16 protein-coding genes are annotated in these 25,234 nt (G+C 48.0%); 8 read left to right on the forward strand and 8 right to left on the reverse strand.

The window, feature by feature from the left end:
* Positions 1–1,042 precede the first annotated feature (1,042 nt).
* The 6 genes from HMPREF0670_RS10040 to HMPREF0670_RS10065 form a co-directional block, all read right to left on the reverse strand.
* On the reverse strand, positions 1,043–3,232 hold the full coding sequence (locus HMPREF0670_RS10040; RefSeq protein ID WP_009231047.1) for a glutamine synthetase III: 2,190 nt from the start codon (positions 3,230–3,232) through the stop codon (positions 1,043–1,045).
* Positions 3,233–4,043: 811 nt separating this feature from the next.
* A complete protein-coding gene (locus HMPREF0670_RS10045) occupies positions 4,044–5,141 on the reverse strand; it encodes a BACON domain-containing protein (protein ID WP_009231049.1) in 1,098 nt (365 codons plus the stop codon).
* Between the two features lie 24 nt (positions 5,142–5,165).
* On the reverse strand, positions 5,166–6,494 hold the full coding sequence (locus tag HMPREF0670_RS10050; RefSeq protein WP_009231050.1) for a DUF4302 domain-containing protein: 1,329 nt from the start codon (positions 6,492–6,494) through the stop codon (positions 5,166–5,168).
* A 21-nt stretch (positions 6,495–6,515) separates the two neighbouring features.
* Complete coding sequence (locus HMPREF0670_RS10055; RefSeq protein ID WP_009231051.1) at positions 6,516–7,421, reverse strand: putative zinc-binding metallopeptidase; 906 nt, start codon at positions 7,419–7,421, stop codon at positions 6,516–6,518.
* Positions 7,422–7,458: 37 nt separating this feature from the next.
* Entirely contained in the window at positions 7,459–9,048 is a 1,590-nt protein-coding gene (locus tag HMPREF0670_RS10060; RefSeq protein ID WP_009231052.1) for a RagB/SusD family nutrient uptake outer membrane protein, read from the reverse strand.
* Positions 9,049–9,069: 21 nt separating this feature from the next.
* A complete protein-coding gene (locus tag HMPREF0670_RS10065; protein WP_009231053.1) occupies positions 9,070–12,387 on the reverse strand; it encodes a SusC/RagA family TonB-linked outer membrane protein in 3,318 nt (1,105 codons plus the stop codon).
* Between the two features lie 550 nt (positions 12,388–12,937).
* Here HMPREF0670_RS10065 and HMPREF0670_RS10070 point away from each other — a divergent pair.
* Positions 12,938–13,369, forward strand: coding sequence for a hypothetical protein (locus HMPREF0670_RS10070; RefSeq protein ID WP_009231054.1), 432 nt, complete (start codon positions 12,938–12,940; stop codon positions 13,367–13,369).
* A gap of 804 nt (positions 13,370–14,173) precedes the next feature.
* Here HMPREF0670_RS10070 and HMPREF0670_RS10075 read toward each other — a convergent pair.
* Positions 14,174–14,962, reverse strand: a complete 789-nt coding sequence (locus HMPREF0670_RS10075) for a porin family protein (RefSeq protein WP_083786839.1) — start codon at positions 14,960–14,962, stop codon at positions 14,174–14,176.
* A gap of 6 nt (positions 14,963–14,968) precedes the next feature.
* Entirely contained in the window at positions 14,969–16,066 is a 1,098-nt protein-coding gene (locus HMPREF0670_RS10080; protein WP_009231056.1) for a PCMD domain-containing protein, read from the reverse strand.
* A gap of 241 nt (positions 16,067–16,307) precedes the next feature.
* On the opposite strand from HMPREF0670_RS10080, the gene HMPREF0670_RS10085 reads away from it, so the two are divergent.
* From HMPREF0670_RS10085 to HMPREF0670_RS10120, 7 genes are all read left to right on the forward strand, one after another.
* Positions 16,308–16,544 carry a hypothetical protein gene (locus tag HMPREF0670_RS10085; protein WP_009231057.1) on the forward strand — a complete coding sequence of 79 codons (237 nt, stop codon included), beginning with the start codon at positions 16,308–16,310 and terminating at the stop codon, positions 16,542–16,544.
* A 1,800-nt stretch (positions 16,545–18,344) separates the two neighbouring features.
* Complete coding sequence (locus HMPREF0670_RS10095) at positions 18,345–19,619, forward strand: glycosyltransferase family 4 protein (protein WP_009231058.1); 1,275 nt, start codon at positions 18,345–18,347, stop codon at positions 19,617–19,619.
* Complete coding sequence (locus tag HMPREF0670_RS10100; RefSeq protein ID WP_044078119.1) at positions 19,616–20,401, forward strand: glycosyltransferase family 2 protein; 786 nt, start codon at positions 19,616–19,618, stop codon at positions 20,399–20,401. The genes HMPREF0670_RS10095 and HMPREF0670_RS10100 overlap by 4 nt, the downstream gene beginning before the upstream one ends.
* A 54-nt stretch (positions 20,402–20,455) precedes the next feature.
* Entirely contained in the window at positions 20,456–22,171 is a 1,716-nt protein-coding gene (locus HMPREF0670_RS10105; protein WP_009231060.1) for an erythromycin esterase family protein, read from the forward strand.
* Positions 22,172–22,470: 299 nt separating this feature from the next.
* Positions 22,471–23,169, forward strand: a complete 699-nt coding sequence (locus tag HMPREF0670_RS17115; protein ID WP_232213900.1) for a glycosyltransferase family 4 protein — start codon at positions 22,471–22,473, stop codon at positions 23,167–23,169.
* 105 nt (positions 23,170–23,274) lie between these two features.
* A complete protein-coding gene (locus HMPREF0670_RS10115) occupies positions 23,275–23,952 on the forward strand; it encodes a glycosyl transferase (protein ID WP_009231062.1) in 678 nt (225 codons plus the stop codon).
* Positions 23,939–25,231: an HlyD family efflux transporter periplasmic adaptor subunit gene (locus HMPREF0670_RS10120; RefSeq protein WP_009231063.1), complete on the forward strand. Its 1,293-nt coding sequence runs from the start codon at positions 23,939–23,941 to the stop codon at positions 25,229–25,231. The genes HMPREF0670_RS10115 and HMPREF0670_RS10120 overlap by 14 nt, the downstream gene beginning before the upstream one ends.
* The last annotated feature ends 3 nt before the right edge of the window (positions 25,232–25,234 follow it).

Genomic DNA, 25,234 nt, shown 5'->3' on the forward strand with positions numbered 1-25,234 from the left:
AAGGATACGCTAAAATCCAAAATTCTGCCCCATTTGCCTGCTGAAAACCATGGCAAGGGTGCAAAAAAGTAATATTTTCAGTAGAAAATTCAACGCCATGAGTGCCCATTTTGTCCCCAATCGCCCAACTTGCCGCAAAAAATCGATTCTCGCGAAGGTTTGTTTTGATGCTAAAAAGGGGCAGTGTGTGAATGCGACAAAATGAATATTTATTTCAAAAGGTCGCCATTTGTACCCCTTTTGGGGCTGTTTGTTGCCAAAAATGGTGCAATATGGTGCAAAACGCATTGCGTTTTGGTGCTAAATGCAATGCGTTTTGATGCTAAATGCATTGCGTTTTGGTGCTAAATGCAGTGCGTTTTGGTGCTAAATGCAAGGTAAAACGGTGCAAAATGCCGTACAAAATGGTGCTAACCGCAAGGCAAAAAGCATAAATATCCGCTGAAATGGTATAGATATAACCCTCTCGAGCCAGTAAAGGAATGACTCGAAGGGGCAAAACAGCCCTCAAAAAGTGGTTTTTTGGGGGTAAAAAGTGGGTAATTGGACCTAAAAAATCGCGAGATGACAACCAAACTAGAAAGGCAAAATGGTGCAAAATGCAGCTATTTTGCCTAAAAACAGACAAAAGGAAAGACGTGAAAGAGGAGAAATGGTAGTAATTTGCCTACTTTATGACCTATTTTTTCGCTAGAACGGAGTGGAAAACAGACCGCTTTTGTAAAATAAAAGCAATGATTTAAGTTGACGAGTTGAGAAGTTAACAAGTTAACCAGTTAACCCGTCAACTTGTCAACCTGGTTATAGTTAAACAGAATTGCATTTGGAAAATAGTTGTTTGAAGAATGCAAAACGTGCGTTGCATAACATCAATAAGCCCTTACGCAGAGGAAAAGGAGTACTTTTGTTTGCTTACGATGCAGCTATGGCTTTCCAAATCCAATTCTGTTTGACTATAACTCGTTAACTAGTCCACTTGTTAATTCGTCAACCTGGTTAACTCGTCAACTGGTTAACTTGTTAACTCCCCAACTCGTAACCTCTACCTTATAAAGAGCAGTTCTCGATATTTGGGCAGCGTCCACAGCTCGTCGGCCACCAGCAGTTCCAGCTTATCCACTTCGTAGCGAATGGCCTCCATTCTTGGTGCGATATTGTCGTGATAGGCAATTGCCTTCTCTCTTTCGCATTGAATATTGTTAGCCACCTTACGTGCCGCAACCAGTTCTTCCACCTTCGTTTCGATGGTTTGCGTGCGTTGAGCAATCTCTTCGATGATTTTCACGTTGCGCGAAGTAAGTATGCGCGCCTTTTCGCTGGCGAAGATGCCGAACATACTCTGCACGTTCTTGGCCAATCTGCTTTGATAATGTGTGGCCACGGGTATGATGTGGTTCATGCAGAGGTCGCCCAGCACGCGCGCCTCAATCTGTATCTTCTTGGTGTAGGTTTCCCATTTCACTTCGTTGCGGGCTTGCAATTCGTTTCGGTGCATCACGTTCAGACTCTCGAACATCTGCACACTATCCTCGTCGAGATACCTGTCGAACACCAACGGACAGCTTGTTTCTGTGTCCAACCCGCGACGTTTGGCCTCTCGCACCCACTCTTCCGAATAGCCATTGCCGTCGAACACGATGGGGCGGCAGGCCCGTATGTCATCGCGCAACACGCTCACGATGGCGCGTTTAAGGTCAATGCCCTGCTGCACAAGTGCGTCTACGCGTTGTTTAAAGCTGTTGAGTGCCTCGGCAACGGCAGAGTTTAGCACGATGAGTGCCGACGAGCAGTTGGCCTCCGAGCCAAGGGCGCGAAACTCAAAGCGGTTTCCCGTAAAGGCAAAGGGCGAAGTGCGGTTGCGGTCGGTGTTGTCGATAAGCAGTTGGGGAATTTGGTCGATGTCTAGTTCCACTCCCTTTTTGCCAGCCACGGCAAAGCACTCGTCGTCGTCGGCACGCTCGATTTGTGCCAACAGCGTGCTGAGTTGCGTGCCCAGAAACGAGGAAATGATGGCTGGCGGAGCCTCGTGACCGCCCAGGCGGTGGGCATTGGTTGCACTCATTATCGATGCTTTCAGCAATCCGTTGTGGCGATACACGCCCATGAGCGTTTCTACGATGAACACTACGAAGCGCAGGTTGTCGTCGTAGCCCTTGCCAGGTGCATGCAACAGCACGCCCGTATCGGTAGACAAGCTCCAATTGTTGTGCTTTCCGCTGCCGTTAACGCCGGCGAAAGGCTTTTCGTGGAGCAGCACGCGGAAACTGTGCTTGCGTGCCACTTTCTTCATGAGCGACATCAATAGCATGTTGTGGTCTACGGCCAGGTTGGCCTCTTCGAAGATGGGCGCCAGTTCAAATTGGTTGGGCGCCACTTCGTTGTGGCGCGTTTTGCAAGGTATGCCTAGTTCTAGGGCCTGTATTTCGAGGTCTTTCATAAAGGCCTGCACGCGTTCGGGAATAGTTCCGAAATAGTGGTCGTCCATCTGTTGGTTCTTGGCCGAGTCGTGTCCCATGAGCGTTCGGCCTGTTAGCATTAGGTCGGGACGGGCAAAGTAAAGGCTCTCGTCAACCAAAAAATACTCTTGTTCCCAGCCTAGGTTGCAGCAAACCTTCTTCACATTGGGGTCGAAATATTGGGCCACGGCGGCGGCAGCGGTGTTAACGGCCTGCAACGAACGCAGCAGCGGCGCCTTATAGTCGAGCGATTCGCCCGTGTAAGAAATGAAGATGGTGGGGATGCAAAGCGTGTCGTCGATGATGAAGACGGGCGAAGTGGGGTCCCACGCCGAATAGCCGCGAGCCTCGAAGGTGTTGCGGATGCCGCCGTTGGGGAACGAAGAGGCATCGGGTTCTTGCTGAACGAGCAGCTTTCCCGAAAACTCTTCAATCATTCCACCCTTGCCGTCGGGCTCCACAAAGGCATCGTGCTTTTCTGCCGTGCCCTCTGTTAGGGGCTGAAACCAGTGTGTGTAATGTGTCACCCCGTTTTCGTTGGCCCATTGTTTCATGCCTTTGGCCACTGCATCGGCGATGGAACGGTCTAAACGGGTGCCGTTGTCGATAACGTCGGTAAGCTTTTCGTAAACGTCGGCGGGTAGGTATTTGTACATCTTTGCTCGGTTGAAGACGTACTTCGCGAAAAACTCAGATGGTCTTTCGGCGGGTGTAATCACTTCCAGCGGTTTCTTCTTGTAGGCTTCTGCCACAACTTCAAATCTCAAGTTTGCCATTGTCGATATGTTTTTTATCTATATTGTTGTGCTGATGATGGGCGAAGGTGGCCCCTTTATGCTGCCGCACTGACGCCCTATGCCTACAAAAGTACAACTTTTTGCGCGAAAAAGTGGCGTGTTGACGGCATAATGATGGGAAGGGAAAGGGGAAAAGGGTGAAAGGGTGAAAAGGTGAAAAGGTGAAAAGGTGAAAAGGTGAAAAGGTGAAAAGATAAAAAGATAAAAAGATAAAAAGTGAAAAGGTGAAAAGGTGAAAAGGTGAAAAGACGGCTAACGCCACCTAGGCATTTGGCTTAACTCCTTAACTCCCTAACTCCTTAACTCCTAAAAGTGAAAAGGTGAAAAAATGGCTAACGCCACCTAGGCATTTGGCTTAACTCCTTAACTCCCTAACTCCTTAACTCCTAAAAGTGAAAAGGTGGAAAAATGGCTAACGCCACCTAGGCATTTGGCTTAACTCCTTAACTCCCTAACTCCTTAACTCCTAAAAGTGAAAAGGTGGAAAAATGGCTAACGCCACCTAGGGTACATAAAATGCCCATGCGCGCCTTCCGGTTTGCTCCGAAAGCGGCATGGGCATAAATAAAAATAAACCCCAATCGGTTCATTAGACCGCATATCAAACATTTTAAGTTATGTCCATCGCTTCCTGGTATATTCCGTTCGCTTGTCGACATCTTGCCCATCTTATCCTTTAAACGTAGCCTGCTACGCCTTCAAGAACAAGACAGACAATAGTTTCAACAATCAAATGAAATCTGCACAGGCTTTAATGAACCGATTTGGGGTTAAACGTTATGGACTATTACTATTTCTTCACGAAGACGGGGAAAAAGAAGTCGGCCAAGACGTATTTAAATCCGTTGTTGTTCTTAGGCATGCCTGTTGGCGGCACATTGTCGTGCAACACGAAACAAAAGCGCGTAATGGGCCGTTCTTCCCTCCCTTCAAGGAAACCAGTTGGCCTTATGCTAAGTTTCCCTTCGGCGTTAGGCAATATACGACCAGCTATGGTTGTGCTCGTTGTAAGATACGACCAAAGCCTTTGGTAGTCGGCCACGAGATAGAGCAACGGCGTGTAATTGTCGAGTTTACCCCCGCATCTGACGCTACCGTCGAGCATGAACCTGGCGGGAATAGACTTCTTTAAACGGAATGGGATGGACACCTTGCCGTGGTTTGCACTGTTTATCCGAATGGAATCCTTGTCGAAAGTGCAGTCTATTTGTTGGCGTGTAAGGCCAGTGGTATCCAATTTTGAAAAGTAAGTCAAAGTCCAACTGCCGTTCATCTGCGTTTCTACATCCCAATTTTGCTGGATGTTGATACGTATGGGAAACCTTCTGCCCGAGCTGATGTCAACATATCCGTCTCTTTGCTTGTTGCCGTTGTTGGCGGCCACCTTGATGATTACCTTGCCGTTCTCTACTGTGGGCGAAAGCCATTCTCCCTGCTTGTGGGTAGTGACAGATACCCCATCGATGTGCCGGAAACTGATGACAATGCTGGTATCTTTGTTGCTTACCAGGTATTGGGTTCTTTCTCCTATGGTAAATCCGGGCAGCCCTTGTTGGTGAACAGGCACGTTAATGCTGTCGGTGCCAACCCAAATGGTGAGGTTAGCTACCCTAGAAGTGAACGACGTGTTTTGCGTTGCCTCAACGGTGACGACGTTTCCGCTGAACGTGCTTTTGCACCAATCGTTGGAAACGGCCGTTTTTGTAATGGGACCTGCGGCCTTTACGGTAACCCTTCCTGTGGAAGGTGCATCCGTGAAGGTGACGCTCGAGCTGTCTATGGTGATTGCCTTGTCGCCAAACGTTCGTCCCACATTGTCGTCATGGCTGCAAGCCACTGTTGCAAACAGGGCAACGGCGGCAAGGAATGCTCTGAAAATATTTTTCATATTGATATTCTCTTTACGTTTGTATTATTGCCTTCTTTTAAGTTTGAGCAACTGGTCCAGTCTCTCGTATGCGCGACCGAAGAGGTAAGCATTCGGCACTTTGAGTGCCTTGGCGTTGCCCAAGAAAGACCATTGACTATCGTATACGCCTAAGAACCAGCCGGATGAGGGGTATCCCCATTCCCCTTTGGGGCGGAAAACGTAAGCATTAGCCGCGTTGTCCCACTTCAATGAGAAACAGGCGCTGGGCGAAGTGGTAAGGCGCCCGGCAGAAGTTGAGAAAGTTGTTAACATCAATACGTTGCCATCTGGAAATCTTCTTATTTGTTGCGGCGCAACAATCATCGCCTCCTCTTTACGGTCGAACGTCAGCCTGATATTATATCCCAGCAACGCTCCCTCCATCTCGTAGCCCTTGTAGTCGGCTGTGAGTTTCAAGTCGACATCGAGTTCCACGCTGTAGTCCGTGTTGTTGAGGGAATAGACGGCCTCCAATGTGTATTTTCCTGCGGCATTGGCGTATGCCGGAAACCACTTCGGCTGTTCGGCTTTCAGGATTATCTCCTCATTGTTGGCGCCCTTGGCCCGATAGGTTGAGTCGGATGCGTTGAAGGTAAGCTCGCCGAAGGTTGTGCCACCTATTTGCAATGGGCGGTAGGTTCTAACGCCCCTGTCGGTAAAGGCGATGGCAGTGGTTTCCTCCTTTTGGCCGGAGTTGTAGGTCAGTTTCAGTTCCGAAGCATCCAGTTCGCCCTGAACATCAGTGCCATTCACCTTGCCTTTAAAAGACCAAAGCCCGGTGGGGGTGAAGTCTGCGCTGAAACTGTCCACCTTATTAATATACTTGGCTGCGGGCATGTCTAGCTTTCTCAGATACATCACGTTCTTTGTGCGGTAGCCGTGCACTTTTATGAGGTTCTCCGACACACTGTCTACCACGAACTCGAAGTCGCCTTTCAAGGCTTGGAATCTGGCCGACGACGGGTTGGAGAAATAATGCATCAAGGGGTTGTAGGTGTCGAAAGTGATGGCAGGCCCCACTTCGGAGGTCATTTTATAGTAAGACTCGTCTTCACGACTTGCGTCCAGCACGCTCCGCACCTTGCATTTCTCTCTGTCGAACTTTAAGGTGAAGGCGTATCCCCCATAGGCCTGTGTCCGTTCGGGATAGATGTCGAAGGCCCACCCATAGGGTGCATCCACTAGGGTTTTCTGCGTTTTGTCTAGATACTCTTGCAGGCGCAGCGACGATGCGTTGTCGAACACGTCGGCCTGGTCTTTTAGGCACGATTGCAAACCCAGCGTTACGGCGAGCGTCAGCAGTGCCGAAAGTATATGATGAATTTTCTTCATTGTTGTATGCGTTAGGTTTTGTTATAGTGAAATGTTGGTGAGGTCTACCTTTCCCTTTACGATATCGTCTTCTCTCCTAAGGTACACGTCGCGAAGTTTGTCGATGTCGATGTTCCAGGATTCACGCATGTAGTTCCGAACATAGTCTAGTTTGGTTAAGATATTGTCCTTTTGTCCTTTTGCATTGGCAATATCCAGCCAGGCGTTCCACTTTTTCGGAGAGCTGGTAACGTAGATGGAGAACATCTCGGCGAAGTCTTCCACGTCTGAATGTTGGGCATAGGCCGAGATGAAACCATGCTCGTAGCAATAGTTGGTGTTGGCGTATGGGCTCTCGCTCCATTTGTCGGCCACGTACCCTGAGCCTGTAACCAGTTTGAAGTCGGCCGAATAGGGCTTCGTTTGGTTCAGGATGTGGGTGAACTCGTGATAGACGGTCTTGAGGTAATAGGTATTGATATCCTCGGCACTTTGGATGAACTTGTCTATGAAGTTGGTGCCAGCAAGCAATATTTTCTTTCCTCCCTCGGCCGTACCCAGAATAAATGTGCCGTTGTTCTTGTATTCCCAGTTGCCGGTGAGGTAAATCAGTTTGGGGAAATTGGCCTTCGTGAAGTCGGGTCCGGCCACTTCGTCGAATGCTTCGAGGCAAGAATACTTCACGAGGTTGGCCATCTTTATGGCCATTTGGTAGCTTGCGGGCACGGTATAATACTTCATGTCGCTTTCTATGTCTTCGTATCGATACTTGAAATTGATGTTGTACGTAGACACATAATATCGGTCGAGCCAAAGGTCTAGTGGTGTGGGCGTACGCTTGTCGGCAGTTATTACGCTGTTGGGTGAGAGTTTCTCGTCAGCGCACCCCGCCATCGTCCCTATGCAGATAACAGATGCGAGGATATATAATAATGTATTCTTCTTCATTGCTGTTTTGTTAAGCGTTGGTTTGGTGTTGTCTCACTCATTTATTGCGTGGGTTCATCGGCACACCGGCATCCCTCACGTCTTGCGGCAGCTGTATGGCTCGCCTTGGATCATCGGGTGCCAAGCTGTCGGTAAGCTCCTGGGGCGTGCCGTTTTCGTTGATGAGGCGCCGCATCACGGTGATGTTGTAGCGTTTGATGTCGAACCATCGTGCGCCCGTTTGAAGCTGTTCGATGCGTTTGAAACCCAGCACGCATTGCAACATACACTCTTGCAGGCTACCCTCGGTGTCGATGGCGAACTTGGGATGTAGGTGTTTCTTGATGGTGGACTGCAACTTCTTGTCGTCACTGTACGAGTAGTCTATGGGTTTATAGAATGCCTCAATGCTTGTGGGGGTAAGCACCACGTTCGTGTTGACGATGTTCTGCATCCACGTCGTGAGGTCGGCCGCCGCCAAGTCGTATTTCTTAAGCATGATGTAGGCCTCTGCACGGTTGAGCAACGTCTCGTCGGTGGTGAGTATGGGCATAATCGAAGATTGGTAACCAGTGCCCGCCACGGGGTCGGTGTATTGGAAAAGATAGGGTATGCGCCAAGTGATGTCGTAGGTTTCTGTGGCGCCGACCCGGTAGAAGAACGGCCCGTTGTCCCAGTAATTGGCCTCTCCCCAAATGTTTTTGGCCAACATCGTCTCGTTGTTGTCTAGGTAAGGGCCGTGGGCGTATTTCTTACCTCTGGAGTAGTTGTTGAACAACAGGCCCGCTTCCGTATATGCTTTTTGCATAAGCAGGTTGCACTTGTTCTCCGTGTTGACGTACTTTAGGGTGTAGGCCTCGATGTTGCGTGTCATGCTTTGGTAGCTTCGCCAGTCTCTCAACAACGTTTGGGGCGAGCTGCCCAGGCATTCGTTGGCGTATTTTACTGCCTTCTCCCATTCTTCGTGGAAGAGGTAAAAGCGTGTGGCGAAAGCGTAGGCCGCCTTCTTGTTAAAGTGGAACTTGGGCACTTTAAGGTGCGCGTCGCCCACTAAGGGCAGGCCTTCTTCCAAATCCTTAGCTATCTTTTGGTAAACCTCGGCCACCGTTCCGCGCGGGTTCACTTGTCCGATGCGCGTGTCGGTGTCGTACATATAGTATATGCCCATGTCCGTGTTGCTGTTGGGCATTCCATAGTTCATGCAAAAGATATTGGCGAGCATGAAGTGGGCATAGGCGCGACAGAGCAAGGCCTCTCCCTTGCACAGTGCGAGCAACTCTGTTTTCGGGCCGCCCAGTTTGTCGATGGCTTTCAGTGCCTCGTTGGCATTGGCGATAGACGCGTAATATGTGCGCCACAGCCTGTCGGGCGAGTCGTTGGTGGTTTGGGTGGCGTCTTTCCAACGGTAGTATTCGTCTAGCGAGACGTCTGTCCTGGGGTTCTGATATTCGTCCACGTTGTCCGACATGTACTCGGCCATCACGAAATACGAGTTCTCAGGGTATGCCGAAACAAGAACCTGCCTCACCTTCTCGGGCGTGTCTATCTGCGTGCGGTTGTCGGGGTTCTCGTTCAAAAAGTCGTTGCAAGAGCCCAACAGTATTGTACCTGTGGCCAGTGCCAAACAGATGATATGTTGTTTTTTCATTGTTGTGTTCCTTTCGAGTGTTTAGAGTCCTACCTTAAGCGTAAGCGTAAATTGTTTGGCCATAGGTACGGCCACACCTCCTGTATTGAAGAACTCCGGATCTTGTCCGTTGAGTTTCTTGTCGGCATAAATTAGGAAGAGGTTCGTGCCTTGTACCTTAACCGATGCCGTTCGCAAACCGAGGTACCCCACCAGTTTCTGAGGGAAATCGTAGTTCAGCGAAAGTTCCTTCATGCGGATAAAGTCGCCCTTGGCGATGCGTGCGTCCGAATAGTTGTAGGCATTATATGCCCTGTACAGATTGGGATTGTCGTAAACCTGACGCAAGGTGGCGATGGTGGGTATGTCGGTGTACGCCTCGTCTCCAGGCGTGCGCCAGCGGTTGCGGAACTCTTTGGGCATGGCCGAGAGATCTGTATACCTAGACTTGAATGCGGGGTAAAGGCGCACAACGTTACCAAACGAATAGGTGACGAAGACGTTAAGGGTGAACCCCTTGTAGGTGAACACGTTGCCAAGACTACCCGTGTTGGTGGGGTCCGTGGGGCCTTCGTACTTCAAGAATTTCAGTTTCTCCGGGTCCGACTCCTGGAAGTTCACGTTGGTAATGCTGATGTTTCCCTCCTGATCTCGGAACGTTGGCAGGCCATCGCCCGTCAATCCCATGAACGGAACGGAAAACAAGGCACGCGAAGGGTAGCCCTTGCGAGCGTAACCCACACCGCTGATAAAGTTTATCATACGGCTACGGGCTTTCAAGTCGGTAATTTCGTTGTGCACATACGAATAGATGAAGTTGGTTTTCCAGCTGAAGTCTTTCGTCTTCAGGTTCGTCGTAGAGAGGCTCAGCTCCACACCGTTACTCTTCATTGCGGCCACATTACCGTATTTTACGAGAAAGCCGTCGGTGCCGTCGGTCGGGATGGGGCCAACCAAATCGTAGTTGTTGCGCTTATACCAGTCTACCGACATGTTGATGCGGTTGTTCAGAAATCCTGCATCCAACCCCAGGTTAAGCTCATGTTTCTTCTCATAGGTGAGGTCGGGGTTGGCCGGGCTCGTCCTTTCAAGTCCTGTTTCAGTGTTGCCGGTTCTATATCGCCATGGCGTATTGGCCTTGATGATGGCGAGGGCGTTGGTAACGGGCGGACGGTCGGCTGTGAGCGAGTACGACGCTTTGAGCGTGAGGTGCGACAACACCTTGCCCAACTTTTGGTCGAACCAGCTTTCTTCGTGGGCGTTCCACGCTCCCGACACGTTCCATGTGGGCAGCCAACGCGACTGGCGCGACAGGCCCAAGCCGTTTGTGCCCTCATAGCGCAGGGTGCCATTGATGGTGTAGCGGCCTTTCCAAGAGTAGGTTACGTTTCCGAAGAAAGCCGCACTGCGTGTGTTGGTGTTGCCCAGACCATAATAGTCGTTGCCGCCTTCTTGCATTTTCTTGAAGTTTTGGTAAGCCCAGTTGGCCTCTTCACCCAAGTCGTATTGCAGGCCATAGCCCTTGAACCAGGTGTTGTGCCTAGTGTACGAGTTCGTTTCCATGCCGGCGTAGGTGTTCAGGATGTGGTCTTTGTTGAACACGTCGTTGTAGCTTACCGATGCACGGAAGTCCCAGCCGAACATGCGGTTGTCTGCGCGCGTGATTATACCGCCATAGGGCATCACGCTAAAGGGTAGCGCAAAGATGTTGTCGGGGTCGTGGTAAAGGTAAGAGTTGGCTTGCCTTATAACCGTTGTCTGCATCGCCCTGTAAGCTTCGGCTTGGTTGGAATATTCGGTTACGTGGTGTTCGCGCGATGTACCTGCGTATTTCACTGCGCCCAGCACGCTGATGTCTACCTTGGTGATGGGCTTGTAACTAAGCTTGGCCTGTGCGCGGAAGTCGTTTACGTTTAGGTCCATAAAGTTGTTCTGCAACTCATGGAGAATGTTGAAGGGCGCGTAGTTGCTGGTGTAGAAGGTGTTGCGGTCTAGTGTTCGCGACGTGTTTACGGCATACGAGTAGGGGTTGATGTCGAAGTCGCGGCTCACCTCGCCCGTAACCACGTTGGTGCTGGCAGCTAATGTTCCGGGTGCCTCCTGCTTGCGGTAGTTGCCCGTGCTGATAAGGTTCAGTTGTAATTTTTTGCTAAGCTTGAAGGTGGCGTTGAGATTGGCCGTATAGCGTTGAACGTTGCTTCGGCGTGTCCATCCCGGGTCGAACATGGCGCTTAGCGAGGCATAGTATTGGGCCTTGTCGCTTCCGGCCGAGATGCTTACCGAGTGGTTGTGCATCACGGTGTTGGAGAACAGCTCGTTGAACCAGTCTGTGTTGCGGAACTCGGCATTGCGCAGGTAGGCTGCTTTGGCATCGGGTGTGTTGGCCAATGCAAACTGCCCCGTAACAGGGTTGTATTCGCTCAGCATCTGGTACATCTTGCCATATACGCCCGAGTTGGAAGCGTTGGCCGTCTCGGCATATTTCAGCCAGCCCTTTTGCTCCATGTCTTGGTACACGTCCATCTGCTCTTGCGAGTTCATCAGGTTAAGTTGTCTGTACGATGGTATCAGGCGCATGGTATATTCGCCCATGTAGTTGATGTGTGCCTGTCCGGCCTTTCCTCTTTTTGTAGTAATGACGATGACGCCGGCCATGGCGCGCGCACCGTAGATGGAGGTGGCCGAACCGTCTTTCAGTATTTGGAAACTCTCAATGTCGTCCGAGTTAAGTCCGGCGATGGCCGATGAGATGAGCGTTTCGGCATCACCAGAAGAGAGTTGGTCGGCACTGACATCCACCACGTCTTCCATTATCACCCCGTCTACCACCCATAGGGGCTTGCTGTCGCCGTAGATGGAGGTTGCTCCGCGTACGCGTATCTTCGGTGCCGTACCGAATGTTCCGCTTACGTTTTGCACACTGACGCCCGCTGCGCGCCCTTCCAACGAACGGCTCACGTCGGCCATACCGTTAATCTTGGCATCGGCCGCATCGATTTTGGTGGTAGAGCCCGTAAACAGGCGTTTGTCTGTGGTGGTCATACCCGTCACAACCACCTCTTGCAGGGTTTGGTTGGGGTTCATCCGCACGGTCATGCCGTTTTTGGCTTTGAGCGTTTGTGTGGCCATACCCACATAGCTCACGACGATTGTGGTTCCCTCGTTGACGTTGAGGGTGAATGCCCCGTCGACATTGGTAACGGTTCGCACGTTACTGCCTTGCACGCTGACGGTGGCTCCGATGATGGGTTCATCGTTTTCTGCCGAGATAATTGTTCCCGTGAGTTTACTTTGGGCCACTACTGTTCCTATAAACAAAAATAGGAAGGCCCAAAAAACGCTAAGTCGCTTTTTTTTCATACTTGGTCCTCATGTTAAGTTAAGCATTAATGAATACGTATCATATCAGTCGCAAAAGTATGAAACATATTTATATAGTGCAAGAAAAACGAAGTGGAAAATACATCTTTTTGCAGAAATATTACAGATAAGGAGTACTATTTGTATTACAGAACAGAAAAAACGCTAATTTATAAGAATTTACGATGTGGCAGATGTTGTGGTAGCGGGTACGTGTGCAGATAGTGCTGTGACATAGGCCAACAGGCTGCCTATTTAAGGTCAAGCCGGCCATTGGAGCCTGTGCAGATTCTGTTTGTTTGTCGGCATCTTGCCTGTCTTATTCTTGAAGGCGTAGCAGGCAACGTCGAGAGAACAAAATTGGCAAGATGCCCCACAAGCGTACGAAAGACAAACAAGCAGCAATGCAAACAACTTAAAATATCTGCCAAGCGGCCTAATGCCCCCATTTGGGTTTAATGCGCCTATAACAGAAGGGTTTGTTGCCTTTGCTATACCGACTCTAGATAAACTCTCCTTTCATATACAACGTTCAGAACTAACCAGCTCAATGGATTATAAACACACGAAGACACAACAACTCACGAATGCGCCAACCCATCAACTCAAAATATCATCAACCCATCAACTCAAAAAAATCAACCCACAAACTCAAAACTCATCAACCCATCAACTCAAAAAAATCAACCCACAAACTCAAAAACTCATCAACTCAAAAACTAAAAAACTCATCAACTCAAAAACTAAAAAAATCATTAACCCCAAAAATCAGAAGCTCATCAACCCACAAACTTATCAACCCATCAACTCAAAAACTCAAAAAATCATCAACTCAAAAACTAAAAAAATCATCAACCAAAAAAAATCACAAGCTCATCAACCCACAAACTCAAAAACTCAAAAACTTAAATTATTATTTTTTATTTTACAACAACGCTCTATTTTTCGTACCATTCTAGCGAAAATTTGGGGTAAAAAGTAGGTATTCAGGCACTATCTTCAGCCTTCCACGCCTTTCAAGATGTCTACTTTTAAGAACAAAACCTGCATTTTGCACCTTTTTGCCTTTCTAGTTTGGTTGCCAACTCATAATTTTTAATGCCCAACAACTCGCTTTTTACCCCTAAAAAGCCCCATTTTAATGACCATTTTGCCCTTTCGAGCCATTAAAAACGCAACTCGTAAAGGTTTTGTTTATACAATTTCAGTGTATTTTTATACTTTCCGTTTCGCATTTCGCACCATTTCGTACTGCATTTAGCACCATTTTACCTTGCATTTAGCACCAAAACACACTGCATTTAGCACCAAAACGCCTTGCATTTAGCACCAAAACGCACTGCGTTTAGCATCAAAACGCACTACATTTAGCAGCAAACAGCCCAATAACTGGTGCAAATGCCGGTTGCTTTAAATAAAAATTCATTTTGTAGCATTCACAGGCTACTCCCTTTTTGCATCAAAACCAACCCTCGCGAGAATCGATTTTTTGCGGCAAGGTGAGCGGTTCGTGGGCAGAAAGGGCACTCAGAATGTTAAATTTCTTACCAAAAATTAGACAAACCGCCTAAGTGGGAGGTTAAAAGTAAAGGCAGTTTCATTGTGCGTTTATTTGTTGGCAGGTGTCTAAGTTCATGCCTTTGTAAGGTTACGTACAAGTAAGTTTACGCTGGTTCGGGATAAATGTCGCTTTACGCGGCATACAAACAAACCGCTATGGCAAACTCACCATAGCGGTCTTATTTGTGCAAAGCGGTCTACTATTAGGGCTTAGCCTGCCCGCCCGTCAAAAGATGTAGCCGAAGCCCACATTCAGATAGATGGGGTGCATGGCAAAGGTGATGGTGTGGAAATCGGCATTAAAGATGTTGTTAAAGCCGTAAGTAAGGTCGGCGTTCACCGTGAAATGCTTGAAAGCGCGCCACGAACCGCCCATTTGCCAGCCCCAAAGCCAGCGGCGAAGGTCGTTAGAGAAGTTGTAGGCGGCCGTTTGCCCATTGGTGAAACCAACTTTCTCGCCTATGGGCGACCCACTGCGCAGGTATCCTTCGCTCACAAAACCCGAAAACTCGCCGTCCATTCTGTACGATACATACAGGCCTGCACGCAACTTCCAGCTGTCGCCCAGCCTATAAGCCCCTAGTACGGGCAGCGTAACGAACGAACTCTTGTAAACGGTGTTCACATCGCCCGTCCAATACCCCGAAATGCGTTGGCCGCCGTCTATTATCTCCATGCCGTAGTTTTTCACTGTGGCGGCTGTTTCCATGCCTTTCTCTTCCAACCGTAGGCCAAGGGTTATGCCCAAGTTCCTGTTGCAATCTAACCATTTGGTCATCATGCCCGCAATACTTCCGTTAAACTTAGGACTATAACTGTTTATCTTCCTTATTTCTTTTGGCAACGGCATCGGACTTGCGCCGCCAATGTTAACGCCAGCGCGCACTTCGTATTCCCATCCGTTTTTTTCGGATTGTATTAGGCTTTCGTTGCGTTCGTTTTGCGCAAAAACAGCTGTGGCAGGTGCAAAGGCCACGAGCGCAAGAGCCAATAGGATATGTTTTCTTCTCATCATTAAGCTTTATTCGTGAAACAATTGCATCTCGTCTACCCACAATGTGCTGCCAACGGCACCGCGGAAGAAGGCACCGCCTTGGCTCGAAGACATCACGATAGCCAAGTTGTACTTGCCGCTGCGTAGCTTTTCGGGGTCGAGCGTGCGCCCCTCAACGCTCTCAAAGGGCATAACAAAGCGTGTCCACTGGTCTGTTGCCTTGCGTTCTTTCACTTGTGCTATCATTACAATGTTGGGATGCGTCTTGATATTGGTTCCGTCTAGGTACGGAACGTCTTTCGTGCTCTCGTACATCACGGCATAGATGTCGAATGTGTCGCTTTGGTTGGGTATTTCTTTCGAGTATTTGTCGATAAGCACGTTGCCTGGCTTATATTTATAATACCCAACAACGGCCACGGGCCTGCTGGTGTAGGGCAAGCCAAAGCGAGTGGATTTGGCCATGTCGCTAAGTTCAACCGTAAAGTTACCAAGAAACAAGTTTCCTGCGGCAATGGGCGCATACAACATCTTCCCAAAAGCCCCGGTACTCCTTGTAACAAGCTTTGCGCACTTTCCTATATAGCCTTCGTCGTCTTGCGCCGTAGGAAAATCCTTTGGTTTAGCCGCCTGGCTGGCTATCATATAGCCGGGATTTCCGCTGCTCCATTCTGTCTTCGAGCCGTCCGTGTCTATCTCATACAGCTTTTCAAACTTGTTAACTCCCTCGAAAGTGTAGTATTCTACGTTCTCAAAGTGGTATTCGGTGAGCAAGTCGGTGATAAATCTCACGGTGTATGTCTTTTTCCATCGCCCGTCTTGCGAAGTAACCACATAGGTTTGCGGCTTAGTGAAGTCTCTTTCTGTTCCGCTGGCGGGCGATATTGTCGCGCCAGGAGTAAGTTCGAAACGTGGGGCAAGCTTGCTGCGGTCTTCCCATCCGTTGATATAGAGCTTCACTTCGTCATTAGTTATCACCGGTTCGCGTATCAGTAAGTTGCCGTCGAGGTGAAAGGCAGTGATGTCTGCCTCGGCGTTCAGTGCCTCTTCGCGTATGCAAGCCGTGAAAATCGTCGCTAACGCGAGTGCGGCGACAATGGCTTTAAATGGTTTTGGAAATCTCATAAATACTAAATTTATTGATGTATCGTGGTGCAGAGCAGTGCATCGCCCTACGCAACGTTGCTTGTCAAAAGACAAAACGCACTGCAAAAATACGACAAATATTTTAAACGGCCGTGATTTTCAGTGGGATTATAAGCGTTACCTGGTATATTTCAAAGAGATATAAACGGCAAATTCAACGGACAAACATTGGAAAATAGGAAAGGAATGCTTATCTTTGTTCCAAATAAACGATGGAATTATGCAAGTTATAACTATGCGAGAATTTAACGCCAATCAGAATAAATACTTTGAGTTGGCTGAGAACGAAGTGGTTTATGTTGTTTGGAAGGATGCCCGGCTTATTGCTATTCGTGCCACAAGCAATGAAGACGACCTTTCGGAGGCAGAGTTGCAATCTATCCAAAAGGGTCTTGACGACATCAAGAACGGCAGAACGTACAGAATGCACGAAGGGGAAAGTCTGAAGTTGTCTTGACTTTTAATGGTTCTATAACTTGGGTGGAGTTTGTTTTCTTTGTGTGGTAAAACCAAGATAAACATTCTGCTCATGCACAAAGTACTAGACGAGAATACGATAAAAACCTGAGATATTGCCCCAAGTTGTCTGTGGCAAAACGTGTTTGTGTTTCAGAAGGCGACTTGGCGGAAGTTGTTCCATACGTTTTCTACAAGTTGAAAGCCTGGCTATCAATGGCAGATTACTTCTGCTTTTCCATGATGTCGCCTTGGTTGGTGGTGAGCAACATCCCCCACAACCGCTCGCGCTGGCCGTTGCAAGCCTACATGTTTTCTGTGTCGTTGCCCACTCGCGCGTGTTTACGGCATAATTCTTTTTGTATAGTTTTTAGTAATAAATTTAACATTATGAGCGCCTTTTTATCCACCAATCGCTCACTTGGCTGCAAAAAATCGATTCTCGCGAAGGTTTGTTTTGATGCAAAAAGAGGTTAGCATGTGAATGCAGCGAAATGAATATTTATTTAAAGAAGTCACCATTTGCACCAACTTTTGGGCTATTTATAGCAAAATATAGTGCAACATGCCGCTAAACGCAGTGCATTTTGGTGCTAAATGCAGTGCGTTTTGGTGCAAAACGCAAGGTAAAATGGTGCTAAACGCAGTGCAAAATGCAGCTAAACGCAAGGCAAAAAGCATAAACATCCACCGCAAATGTATAAACAGAACCTTTAAGAACCATGAAATACATGGCTAGAAATGGTAAAATGGTGGTTAAAAAGTTGGTTTTTGGGGTCTAAAAGTGGGTTTTGGGGCTGCAAAAATCATGGGCTGGCAACCAAACTAGAAAGGCAAAATGGTGCAAAATGCAGGTGGTTTTCTTAAAATTGAACATATTGTAAGGCGTGAAAGACTAGAAATAGGGGCGATTTACCTACATTAGGGCCTATTTTTTCGCTAGAACGGAGCAAAAATTAGAGTGATATTGTAAAATAAAAGATAATGATTTAAGAATTGAGTGGATGTGTTTGTGGGTTTTCCAGTTTGTAAGTTGATGTGTTCGGGAATTGTTGGTCTTTCGTGAGTTTATAAGCCAGTGGTTTGATTTGCAAAGCTCAAGGCGCGGTATATACATGGTTTGTTGCAAACCTATATAAAGAAAACACGCTGCTTCTCTCAACGAGATGCAGCGTATCACTATGTTTAACTAAAAATTCTTTCTTAACAAATGAAAGCCTCACGGTTTCCATTGTCATCCGTTAAACAATCTAACAATCTACCTTAATCTAATAACTAAAAACCTAAATCTAATATTACTAACCTAAACAATCTATTAACCTTTTGACAATGCAAAGTTACAACGACTTTCACTTTCTCGCAATACTTAGCACATACTTTCGTTATAAAATCGCGTTATTCTTGATGTAAATCAACATTGTGTGTTCGAACACAGCCTAATTAATGTTCGCAATTTGTCTGTTTTACTGCCTTTTTGCTGTATTTTTCCCCATCTCGGCAATGCATTCGTACCGCATTGGGCCGGAATATGCCTTTTTCGTAGCAACCGCATACAGTTTTCGCAGTAACCGCATGCCATATTTCGGGATAACCGCATGCCACTTTCGTATCAACTGTAAGCCTTTTTCGTAGCCACTGCATGCCTTTTTCGTAGCAACCGCATGCCACACAAGGCAGCCTTAACCTTTGGCGTTTGAATATTTTTCTGTAAGTTTGCAGTGTCGTAGCGATGCGCCAGTGCACAGCCAACGCACCGCCATACACCCACTTGAACACCAAATACACATATTATATATATAGGATGCGAATACTGATTGTTAACACAAGCGAACGCACAGGCGGAGCTGCCGTGGCCGCAGGAAGGCTTGTTTCGGCCCTAAACAACAGTGGCGTGCAGGCACGAATGCTGGTGCGCGACAAGCAAACCACCAATCCCGTGGTGGTCGCATTGCCCAAAGGCGTGCGCAGCCGATGGCGTTTCCTTTGGGAAAGGTGGACTATCTTTTGGCATCTCCACTTCAATCGCCACAACCTTTTCGCCATAGACGTGGCCAATACGGGCGCAGACATCACTTCGTTACGCGAGTTTAAGCAAGCCGACGTTATCCATCTGTCGTGGATTAACCAAGGAATGCTCTCGCTCAGCACCATCCGAAAAATCGTGAACAGCGGCAAACCCGTGGTGTGGACCATGCACGACATCTGGCCAGCAACGGCCATTTGCCACCTAACTCTTGGCTGCAACAACTTTAAGCAGCAGTGTAGGCGATGCAAATACCTGCCAGGCAGGGGTGGCGACAACGACCTTTCGGCCAAGGTTTGGAACAAGAAGAAGCGCATATACGAGAAAAGCGACATCCATTTTGTGGCATGCAGCCGATGGTTGGCCGACCAAGCGCGCCAAAGTCAGCTGCTGCGCGGCCGCCATGTGTTCGCCATTCCCAACCCCATTGATACGCGCGTGTTCGCTCCGAAGAACAAAATAGAGTCGGCCCAGCGCATGAACCTGCCCACAAACAAACGCCTAATACTCTTCGCCGCACAGCGAGCTACCAACGCAAACAAGGGTTTGGCCTATCTCATTGAGGCCTGTAACCTGCTGGCGGCGCAATATCCAGAGCTGAAAGAAAGCATCGCGCTGGTGGTTCTCGGCGGAAAAGCCAACCAAGCCGTGGCCGAACTGCCCTTCCCCACCATCCCCATCGACTATGTTAGCGACACCGCTACCCTCGTTTCGCTTTATAATGCCGTGCACACATTTGTCCTTCCATCGCTCTCCGAGAACCTTCCCAATACCATTATGGAGGCAATGGCATGCGGCGTGCCCTGCGTGGGCTTTAACGTGGGCGGCATTCCAGAAGAGATTGACCATCAAAAAAACGGCTATGTGGCGCGCTATCGCGATGCGGCCGACTTGGCACAAGGCATCAGATGGGTGCTGTGCGAGGCCGATTATGCCGAACTTAGCGCGCAAGCCGTGCGCAAGGTGTTGGCCAATTACTCGCAACAGGCCGTTGCCCTTCAATATATAGAGGTGTACAATCAGGCACTCGCCTTCAAAAAATGTATGTTATGATAAGATTTTCGGTTATTACCTGCACCTATAACGCCGCCGCCGAGCTACCCCGAACGCTCAAAAGTGTGGCCGAACAAACCTATCCGCACGTAGAACACTTGCTGGTCGACGGACTTTCTGCCGACAATACGCGCCAGCTTATCGACCAATATGTGGCCGATATGGCCCAAACCGAAAGTCTACACACCATAAAAGTGAAGGCCGAAACCGATGCCGGGCTGTACGATGCCATGAACAAAGGCATCGAAATGGCCACTGGCACCTATCTTGTTTTCATCAATGCGGGCGACGTTTTCCCTTCGCCCCAAACGCTCGAGACCGTTGCCAACGCCGTTGGCGAGGCCGAAACGCTGCCTGCCGTGCTTTATGGCGACACCGACATTGTAGATGCCGACGGCCGTTTTCTTCGCCATCGCCGTCCTGTTCCGCGCCAAGGTCTGTCGTGGCGGTCGTTCAGTCGCGGCATGTTGGTGTGCCATCAGGCCTTTTACGCCCTCACTTCGCTGGCCAAACAAACGCCTTACAATCTGGCATATCGTTTTTCGGCCGACGTAGATTGGTGCATCCGCGTGATGAAAGCAGGCCAAGCGGCCAATCTACCCCTTAAAAACGTGCAAGCGGTGGTGGCCAATTACCTCGATGGAGGAATGACCGTGAAAAACCATCGCGCCTCGCTTAAAGAGCGTTTCGCCGTTATGCGCGCCCATTACGGCCTGCCCCTTACCCTTGCCATGCACGCTTGGTTTGTGTTGCGGGCTATTGGAAATAAGTTTAAAAGCTAGCATTAGTATTGTACGGGGAAACTTCGATAAGAACATTTTTTAATCTAACAGTTAATGAGATTTATATTCTTTATTTTCTTTTTCTTTGTGTCGCTCTTTGCGAAAGCCGGCGATAGTTCAAAGCTTTTCGGATACAGGTGGTGGCCTCATTATCAACATCTATTCTTTCGGTTTGATTTAGGCACAACCGCTGTACAAAAGCAATTACGTCTCGAAATCGTAGCACCGCTCAAAGGCGTTTGGAGTACGCTGTTGCCTACATACCACCTTAGTGGCGAAGCAAACGACATTACGCTGAAAGTAAAATACAAGTCGAAAGACGTACAGCACTTTTACGTAACACTCAACTCCATAACTAATGGGGCGCGTATAGCCCGTCGTGACACGATAACGCTACCCGCATCGCCCAATTGGGCAGAAGCCACAAGTCAACTACATTTAAAGCACACCGACCTGCTAGGTGTTTCTTTCGAGGCTATGGGGAAAAAAGATACGGTAGGAACAATTCAACTTGCCGATTTTGGCCTATACGCAGACGGCAAGAAACTAAGTAATGAAGTGTCCGATGTAGAAGTTGCACCATTGTTTCAACGCAGCGACTTGCTTAATTGGACTTTCGGTAACTACGGAAACATCCCTTGCATGGATAGCCCAATACTTGGCATTGCCGAAACTATACACGGCACAAAGACGATGAATGCCGTAGCCATGGACATGATGAAAGAACGCATACTGAAATATCAATGTAAATTGGTGATGTTAGAACTGCCCATGGAGAGTATCTTCTATATAAATAGGTATGTAAAAAACGACCCGCGTTTTAAGTTTTCTTACATATCGAATTACATTGACAACCCTTTACTTGGCGAACCTACAAAGGCTTTCATTGAGTGGCTTAAGCAATATAATGCCACCCACGACAACAGTGTGTCGCTCCTTGGTTTCGATGCCAATTTAGAATGGATGCAAAGCGAAATCAATCTTTTTAATTTCTTCTATACACTTAATGATGGAAAGAACGCTCCTGAAATGAAAAAAATCTGTAAGGCAGTGCTTCAAGATATGGGTCCTTTCTCGAAAAGGGACATCGCGGCCTTACTCGACAGCAGCGAGGTTGTGAAAAGCTGCCTGCAAAAAGATGAGCTGTTGCTGGTGCGTAAGAGCATAAGGCTAATGCAATGGTTCGCAAAACACAGTGTCCGTTTCGGACAACGGGACACGTTGATGGCGCAGTTCGCTCAATTTGCCATCGACAGCGTCTTCCCCAAAGAAACAGTAGTTACAATGTATGCTCACACAGGGCATTTAAACTACTCACAGGCAACATCACTTGTGCACCTCAATTATTTTGGTGCTGGGCATTACCTAAAAGAGAAGTATGGTGAAAACTATCGTTGCATAGACATTGCCACTTATCAAGGTGCAACAATCGTAAGTGCTAAGTTTGGCGCTTATGCTGGTGGCAAGCTTGCTGCCGTACCACAACGCAGCATTGAATACCAGTTGGGACAGTTGGGCGTAGACTCGGTTTACTTACCTATGAGTAAACTTCAATCTAGCGAAGCTTTGCAAATGCGTATGGCAGGGAATGGAAGCATAAAGGTGCAATTCGCCTATTGCTATCCTCAAACAAGGGTGGATGGTGTGCTCTTTGTTCGCAATGTCGAACCGGTGATAAAGAGTGAACGGGTTATAAAGGGATGGCAAGAAGGAGACATACCAATGCTTAATGCCTACAAGGAGGCACTAGACAAAATGAAAGCCATGTAAATAACCACGATATGAAGATTGCATTTCTAACAACACTAGACCCCGAAGACACTAATACATGGTCGGGAACGTCATACCACATCCTGCAAGCCTTATGCAAGAGCCATGATGTGAAAATAGTTGGGCAAAATATGCTTGCACAAGCATTGTTCTTTGCAAAAGGAAACATATCCCCCAAACGAGATATGCGAGAATATTCTCCTGTCTTTTGAAAATTGTGTGCTGAAGAAGTGGCAGATTGCGACCTTGTGTTCTTTGGCGACTTATATCTTAGTCTATTCCTTGATACAAACATTCCCATGGTTCATTTAAGCGACGTTATCTATCACGCATTCAAAGACTACATGCACAACGACAGCAAACCTGAGGAAATAAGACAAACAGAAGATGCGGAGCGCAAACTCTTAAACAAATACAACACCATTATATACAGCTCTGAATGGGCGAAGCAAAGTGCAGTTAGCTATTACGGCATCGACCCTTCGAAGATACATGTGGTGGAGTTTGGCGCGAACATTCCTCATCCCAACGATTACCAAATAGACATTGACACAAGCGTTTGCAACTTGGTGTTTGTCGGGCGAAACTGGGAAAAGAAAGGTGGCGACAAGGCCTTGGGGGCATATCGGGAGCTAAAAGCTATGGGAATGAACTGCACACTGACCATCATTGGCTGCCAACCGCCTTATGCAGAAGACGAGGGCGTCGTGGTTTATCCCTTCCTCGACAAGTCCAAACCCGCTCATCTGTCGAAACTATGCTCCATACTTCGCAACGCGCATTTCCTCATTCTCCCCACCCAGTTCGACGCTTTCGGCATCGTGTTTTGCGAAGCCTCGGCCTACGGTGTGCCAAGTGTGGCTGCAAACGTGCAAGGAACGGGGCAACCCATCTGCGAAGGTAAAACGGTTTCTTGCTCCCACCCACGGCAACGGCAATTGATTATGCCCAAAAGATACACTCGATATTCTGCGACAAGGACAAATACATCGCACTAAGAAAGTCGTCGCGCAAGGAATACGAAACCCGATTGAACTGGGACGTATGGGCAAAGAAAGTGAACATCATACTGGAACAGACCATCTTAAACTACAAAAAGACGTATGGAAGACAGCAATAACGGGTTTTACCTACCCGTATACGTTATCAATTTGGAAGAGCGTACCGAACGCCGGCAGCACATTGAGGAACAATTCAGCGACAGAACGGAGTTCGAGCTTACGTGGATAAAGGCTGTAAAGCACCCCATTGGCGCAGTTGGGCTCTGGAAAAGCATGGTGCAAGCCATACGAAAGGCTGAGGAAAACGAAGACGATATCATCGTTATTTGTGAAGACGACCACACCTTTACCCCTGCATACAACAGGGAATATCTCTTCCGTAACATCCTCGAAGCCGAGGCGCAAGGCATCGAATTGCTTTCGGGAGGCATTGGGGGGTTCGGCATGACCATACCCGTTGCAGACAATCGCTATTGGGTTGACTGGTTCTGGAGCACGCAATTTATCGTTGTTTTCAAGCCTTTGTTTAAGCGAATACTAGATTACGACTTTAAGGATACCGACACGGCCGATGGTGTGCTGTCGGCACTTACCCTGGATAAAGCGACCATGTACCCCTTTATCTCCATACAGACAGACTTTGGCTACTCGGATGTTACACGCACCAATAACGACAGCGTGGGGCTGGTAGACCATCTTTTCTTGCGCTCTACCTTACGTTTGCGTATCGTTCAGCAGGTTGCGCGCAAATATGGGAGAACTGTTCATGGAAGACAATAAGCGCAATGAAAGGTCGGAAGAGGTGCAAGCCATCGTAGACCGTATGCCCACGGAGTGGGTTAAATGGGTTGCACTGTGCGTTGGCGTGCTGATGGGCATCGTCGTTTTGCTTGGTTTCCTCATTCAATACCCCGACACGGTAGACGGCCCCATATCGGTTACCGCTAACACCGCGCCCGTTCGTTTGGTGGCAAACGGCAACGGACGCATATACTTGTTAAAGACAAATAAGACCAAGGTGAAGAAAGGCGACGTTATATCTTATCTTGAAAGTGGAGCCAACTATCGACACATCCTGAAAGTGGAAGGCTTGCTAAGCAACCTTAACAAGAACATGCAAGCCGCCATAGACCTTCCCGATACGCTCATATTGGGCGAAGTGAGTTCGGCCTACAATGCGTTTATGCTGGCCTACATGCAATATCGACGCGTGCTGTCGTCGAACATCTATGGCACGATGCATAGAAACCTACGCCAACAGATAACTTCGGACAAGTCTGTAATAGCTAACATCAACAATGAAGTGGCGCTTAAACGTCAATTGCTTCACGTTTCCGCTAATCAGCTCAAGAAAGACAGCGTATTGCTTGCAGCCAAAGTAATCAGTGAGCAAGAATTTCAACAACAGCATGCCGCACATCTATCGTTACAAGAAGCTTTGCTCAACCTGCAAAGTACCCGAATGTTGAAACAATCGGAAGTAAACCACAACCAGATGGAAATACAGCGCATTCTCTTAGAAGAGTCTGAGTCTAAGGATAAGGTTTACACAGATTTTGTTACGAGAAAGAACGAACTGTCTAACGTAATCAATATTTGGAAAGAACGATACTTACAATACGCGCCTGTTGCAGGCCAACTTGAATACCTTGGCTTTTGGCGAGACAACCGCTTTGTTCAGAATGGGCAGGAGCTGTTTTCTATCATACCCAGTAAAAACAATATCTTGGGCGAAGTCACTATTCCCTCTTTTGGCGTGGGAAAAGTGGCCATAGGTCAGCACGTCAACGTTAAAATAAGCAATTTCCCCTACGATGAATACGGACAGCTAAAGGGTGTTGTAAAATCTATTTCGCGTATTAGCCACAAAATGAAGGTACAAGATAAGGAAGTGGACGCCTATCTCGTGTTGATTTCTTTTCCACACGGCACGCTTACCAATTTCGGTAAACGTCTTCCGCTCGATTTTGAAAGCAACGGTACCGCCGAGATTATAACGAAAAGAAAACGGCTGATAGAAAGGCTGTTTGATAACCTCAAAGCCAAAGGCGAAAAATAAGAT

The organism is Prevotella sp. oral taxon 317 str. F0108, assembly GCF_000162415.1.
Lineage (GTDB): Bacteria > Bacteroidota > Bacteroidia > Bacteroidales > Bacteroidaceae > Prevotella > Prevotella conceptionensis.

Bases quoted from the DNA above. Each gene is read 5' to 3' on its own strand.
- HMPREF0670_RS10120 (WP_009231063.1), top strand. From the start codon at position 23,939: ATGGAAGACAATAAGCGCAATGAAAGGTCGGAAGAGGTGCAAGCCATC.
- HMPREF0670_RS10085 (WP_009231057.1), top strand. From the start codon at position 16,308: ATGCAAGTTATAACTATGCGAGAATTTAACGCCAATCAGAATAAATAC.
- HMPREF0670_RS10095 (WP_009231058.1), top strand. From the start codon at position 18,345: ATGCGAATACTGATTGTTAACACAAGCGAACGCACAGGCGGAGCTGCC.
- HMPREF0670_RS10045 (WP_009231049.1), bottom strand. From the start codon at position 5,141: ATGAAAAATATTTTCAGAGCATTCCTTGCCGCCGTTGCCCTGTTTGCA.
- HMPREF0670_RS10050 (WP_009231050.1), bottom strand. From the start codon at position 6,494: ATGAAGAAAATTCATCATATACTTTCGGCACTGCTGACGCTCGCCGTA.
- HMPREF0670_RS10065 (WP_009231053.1), bottom strand. From the start codon at position 12,387: ATGAAAAAAAAGCGACTTAGCGTTTTTTGGGCCTTCCTATTTTTGTTT.
- HMPREF0670_RS10060 (WP_009231052.1), bottom strand. From the start codon at position 9,048: ATGAAAAAACAACATATCATCTGTTTGGCACTGGCCACAGGTACAATA.
- HMPREF0670_RS10040 (WP_009231047.1), bottom strand. From the start codon at position 3,232: ATGGCAAACTTGAGATTTGAAGTTGTGGCAGAAGCCTACAAGAAGAAA.
- HMPREF0670_RS10070 (WP_009231054.1), top strand. From the start codon at position 12,938: ATGGATTATAAACACACGAAGACACAACAACTCACGAATGCGCCAACC.
- HMPREF0670_RS10100 (WP_044078119.1), top strand. From the start codon at position 19,616: ATGATAAGATTTTCGGTTATTACCTGCACCTATAACGCCGCCGCCGAG.
- HMPREF0670_RS10115 (WP_009231062.1), top strand. From the start codon at position 23,275: ATGGAAGACAGCAATAACGGGTTTTACCTACCCGTATACGTTATCAAT.
- HMPREF0670_RS10075 (WP_083786839.1), bottom strand. From the start codon at position 14,962: ATGATGAGAAGAAAACATATCCTATTGGCTCTTGCGCTCGTGGCCTTT.
- HMPREF0670_RS10080 (WP_009231056.1), bottom strand. From the start codon at position 16,066: ATGAGATTTCCAAAACCATTTAAAGCCATTGTCGCCGCACTCGCGTTA.
- HMPREF0670_RS10055 (WP_009231051.1), bottom strand. From the start codon at position 7,421: ATGAAGAAGAATACATTATTATATATCCTCGCATCTGTTATCTGCATA.
- HMPREF0670_RS17115 (WP_232213900.1), top strand. From the start codon at position 22,471: ATGGTTCATTTAAGCGACGTTATCTATCACGCATTCAAAGACTACATG.
- HMPREF0670_RS10105 (WP_009231060.1), top strand. From the start codon at position 20,456: ATGAGATTTATATTCTTTATTTTCTTTTTCTTTGTGTCGCTCTTTGCG.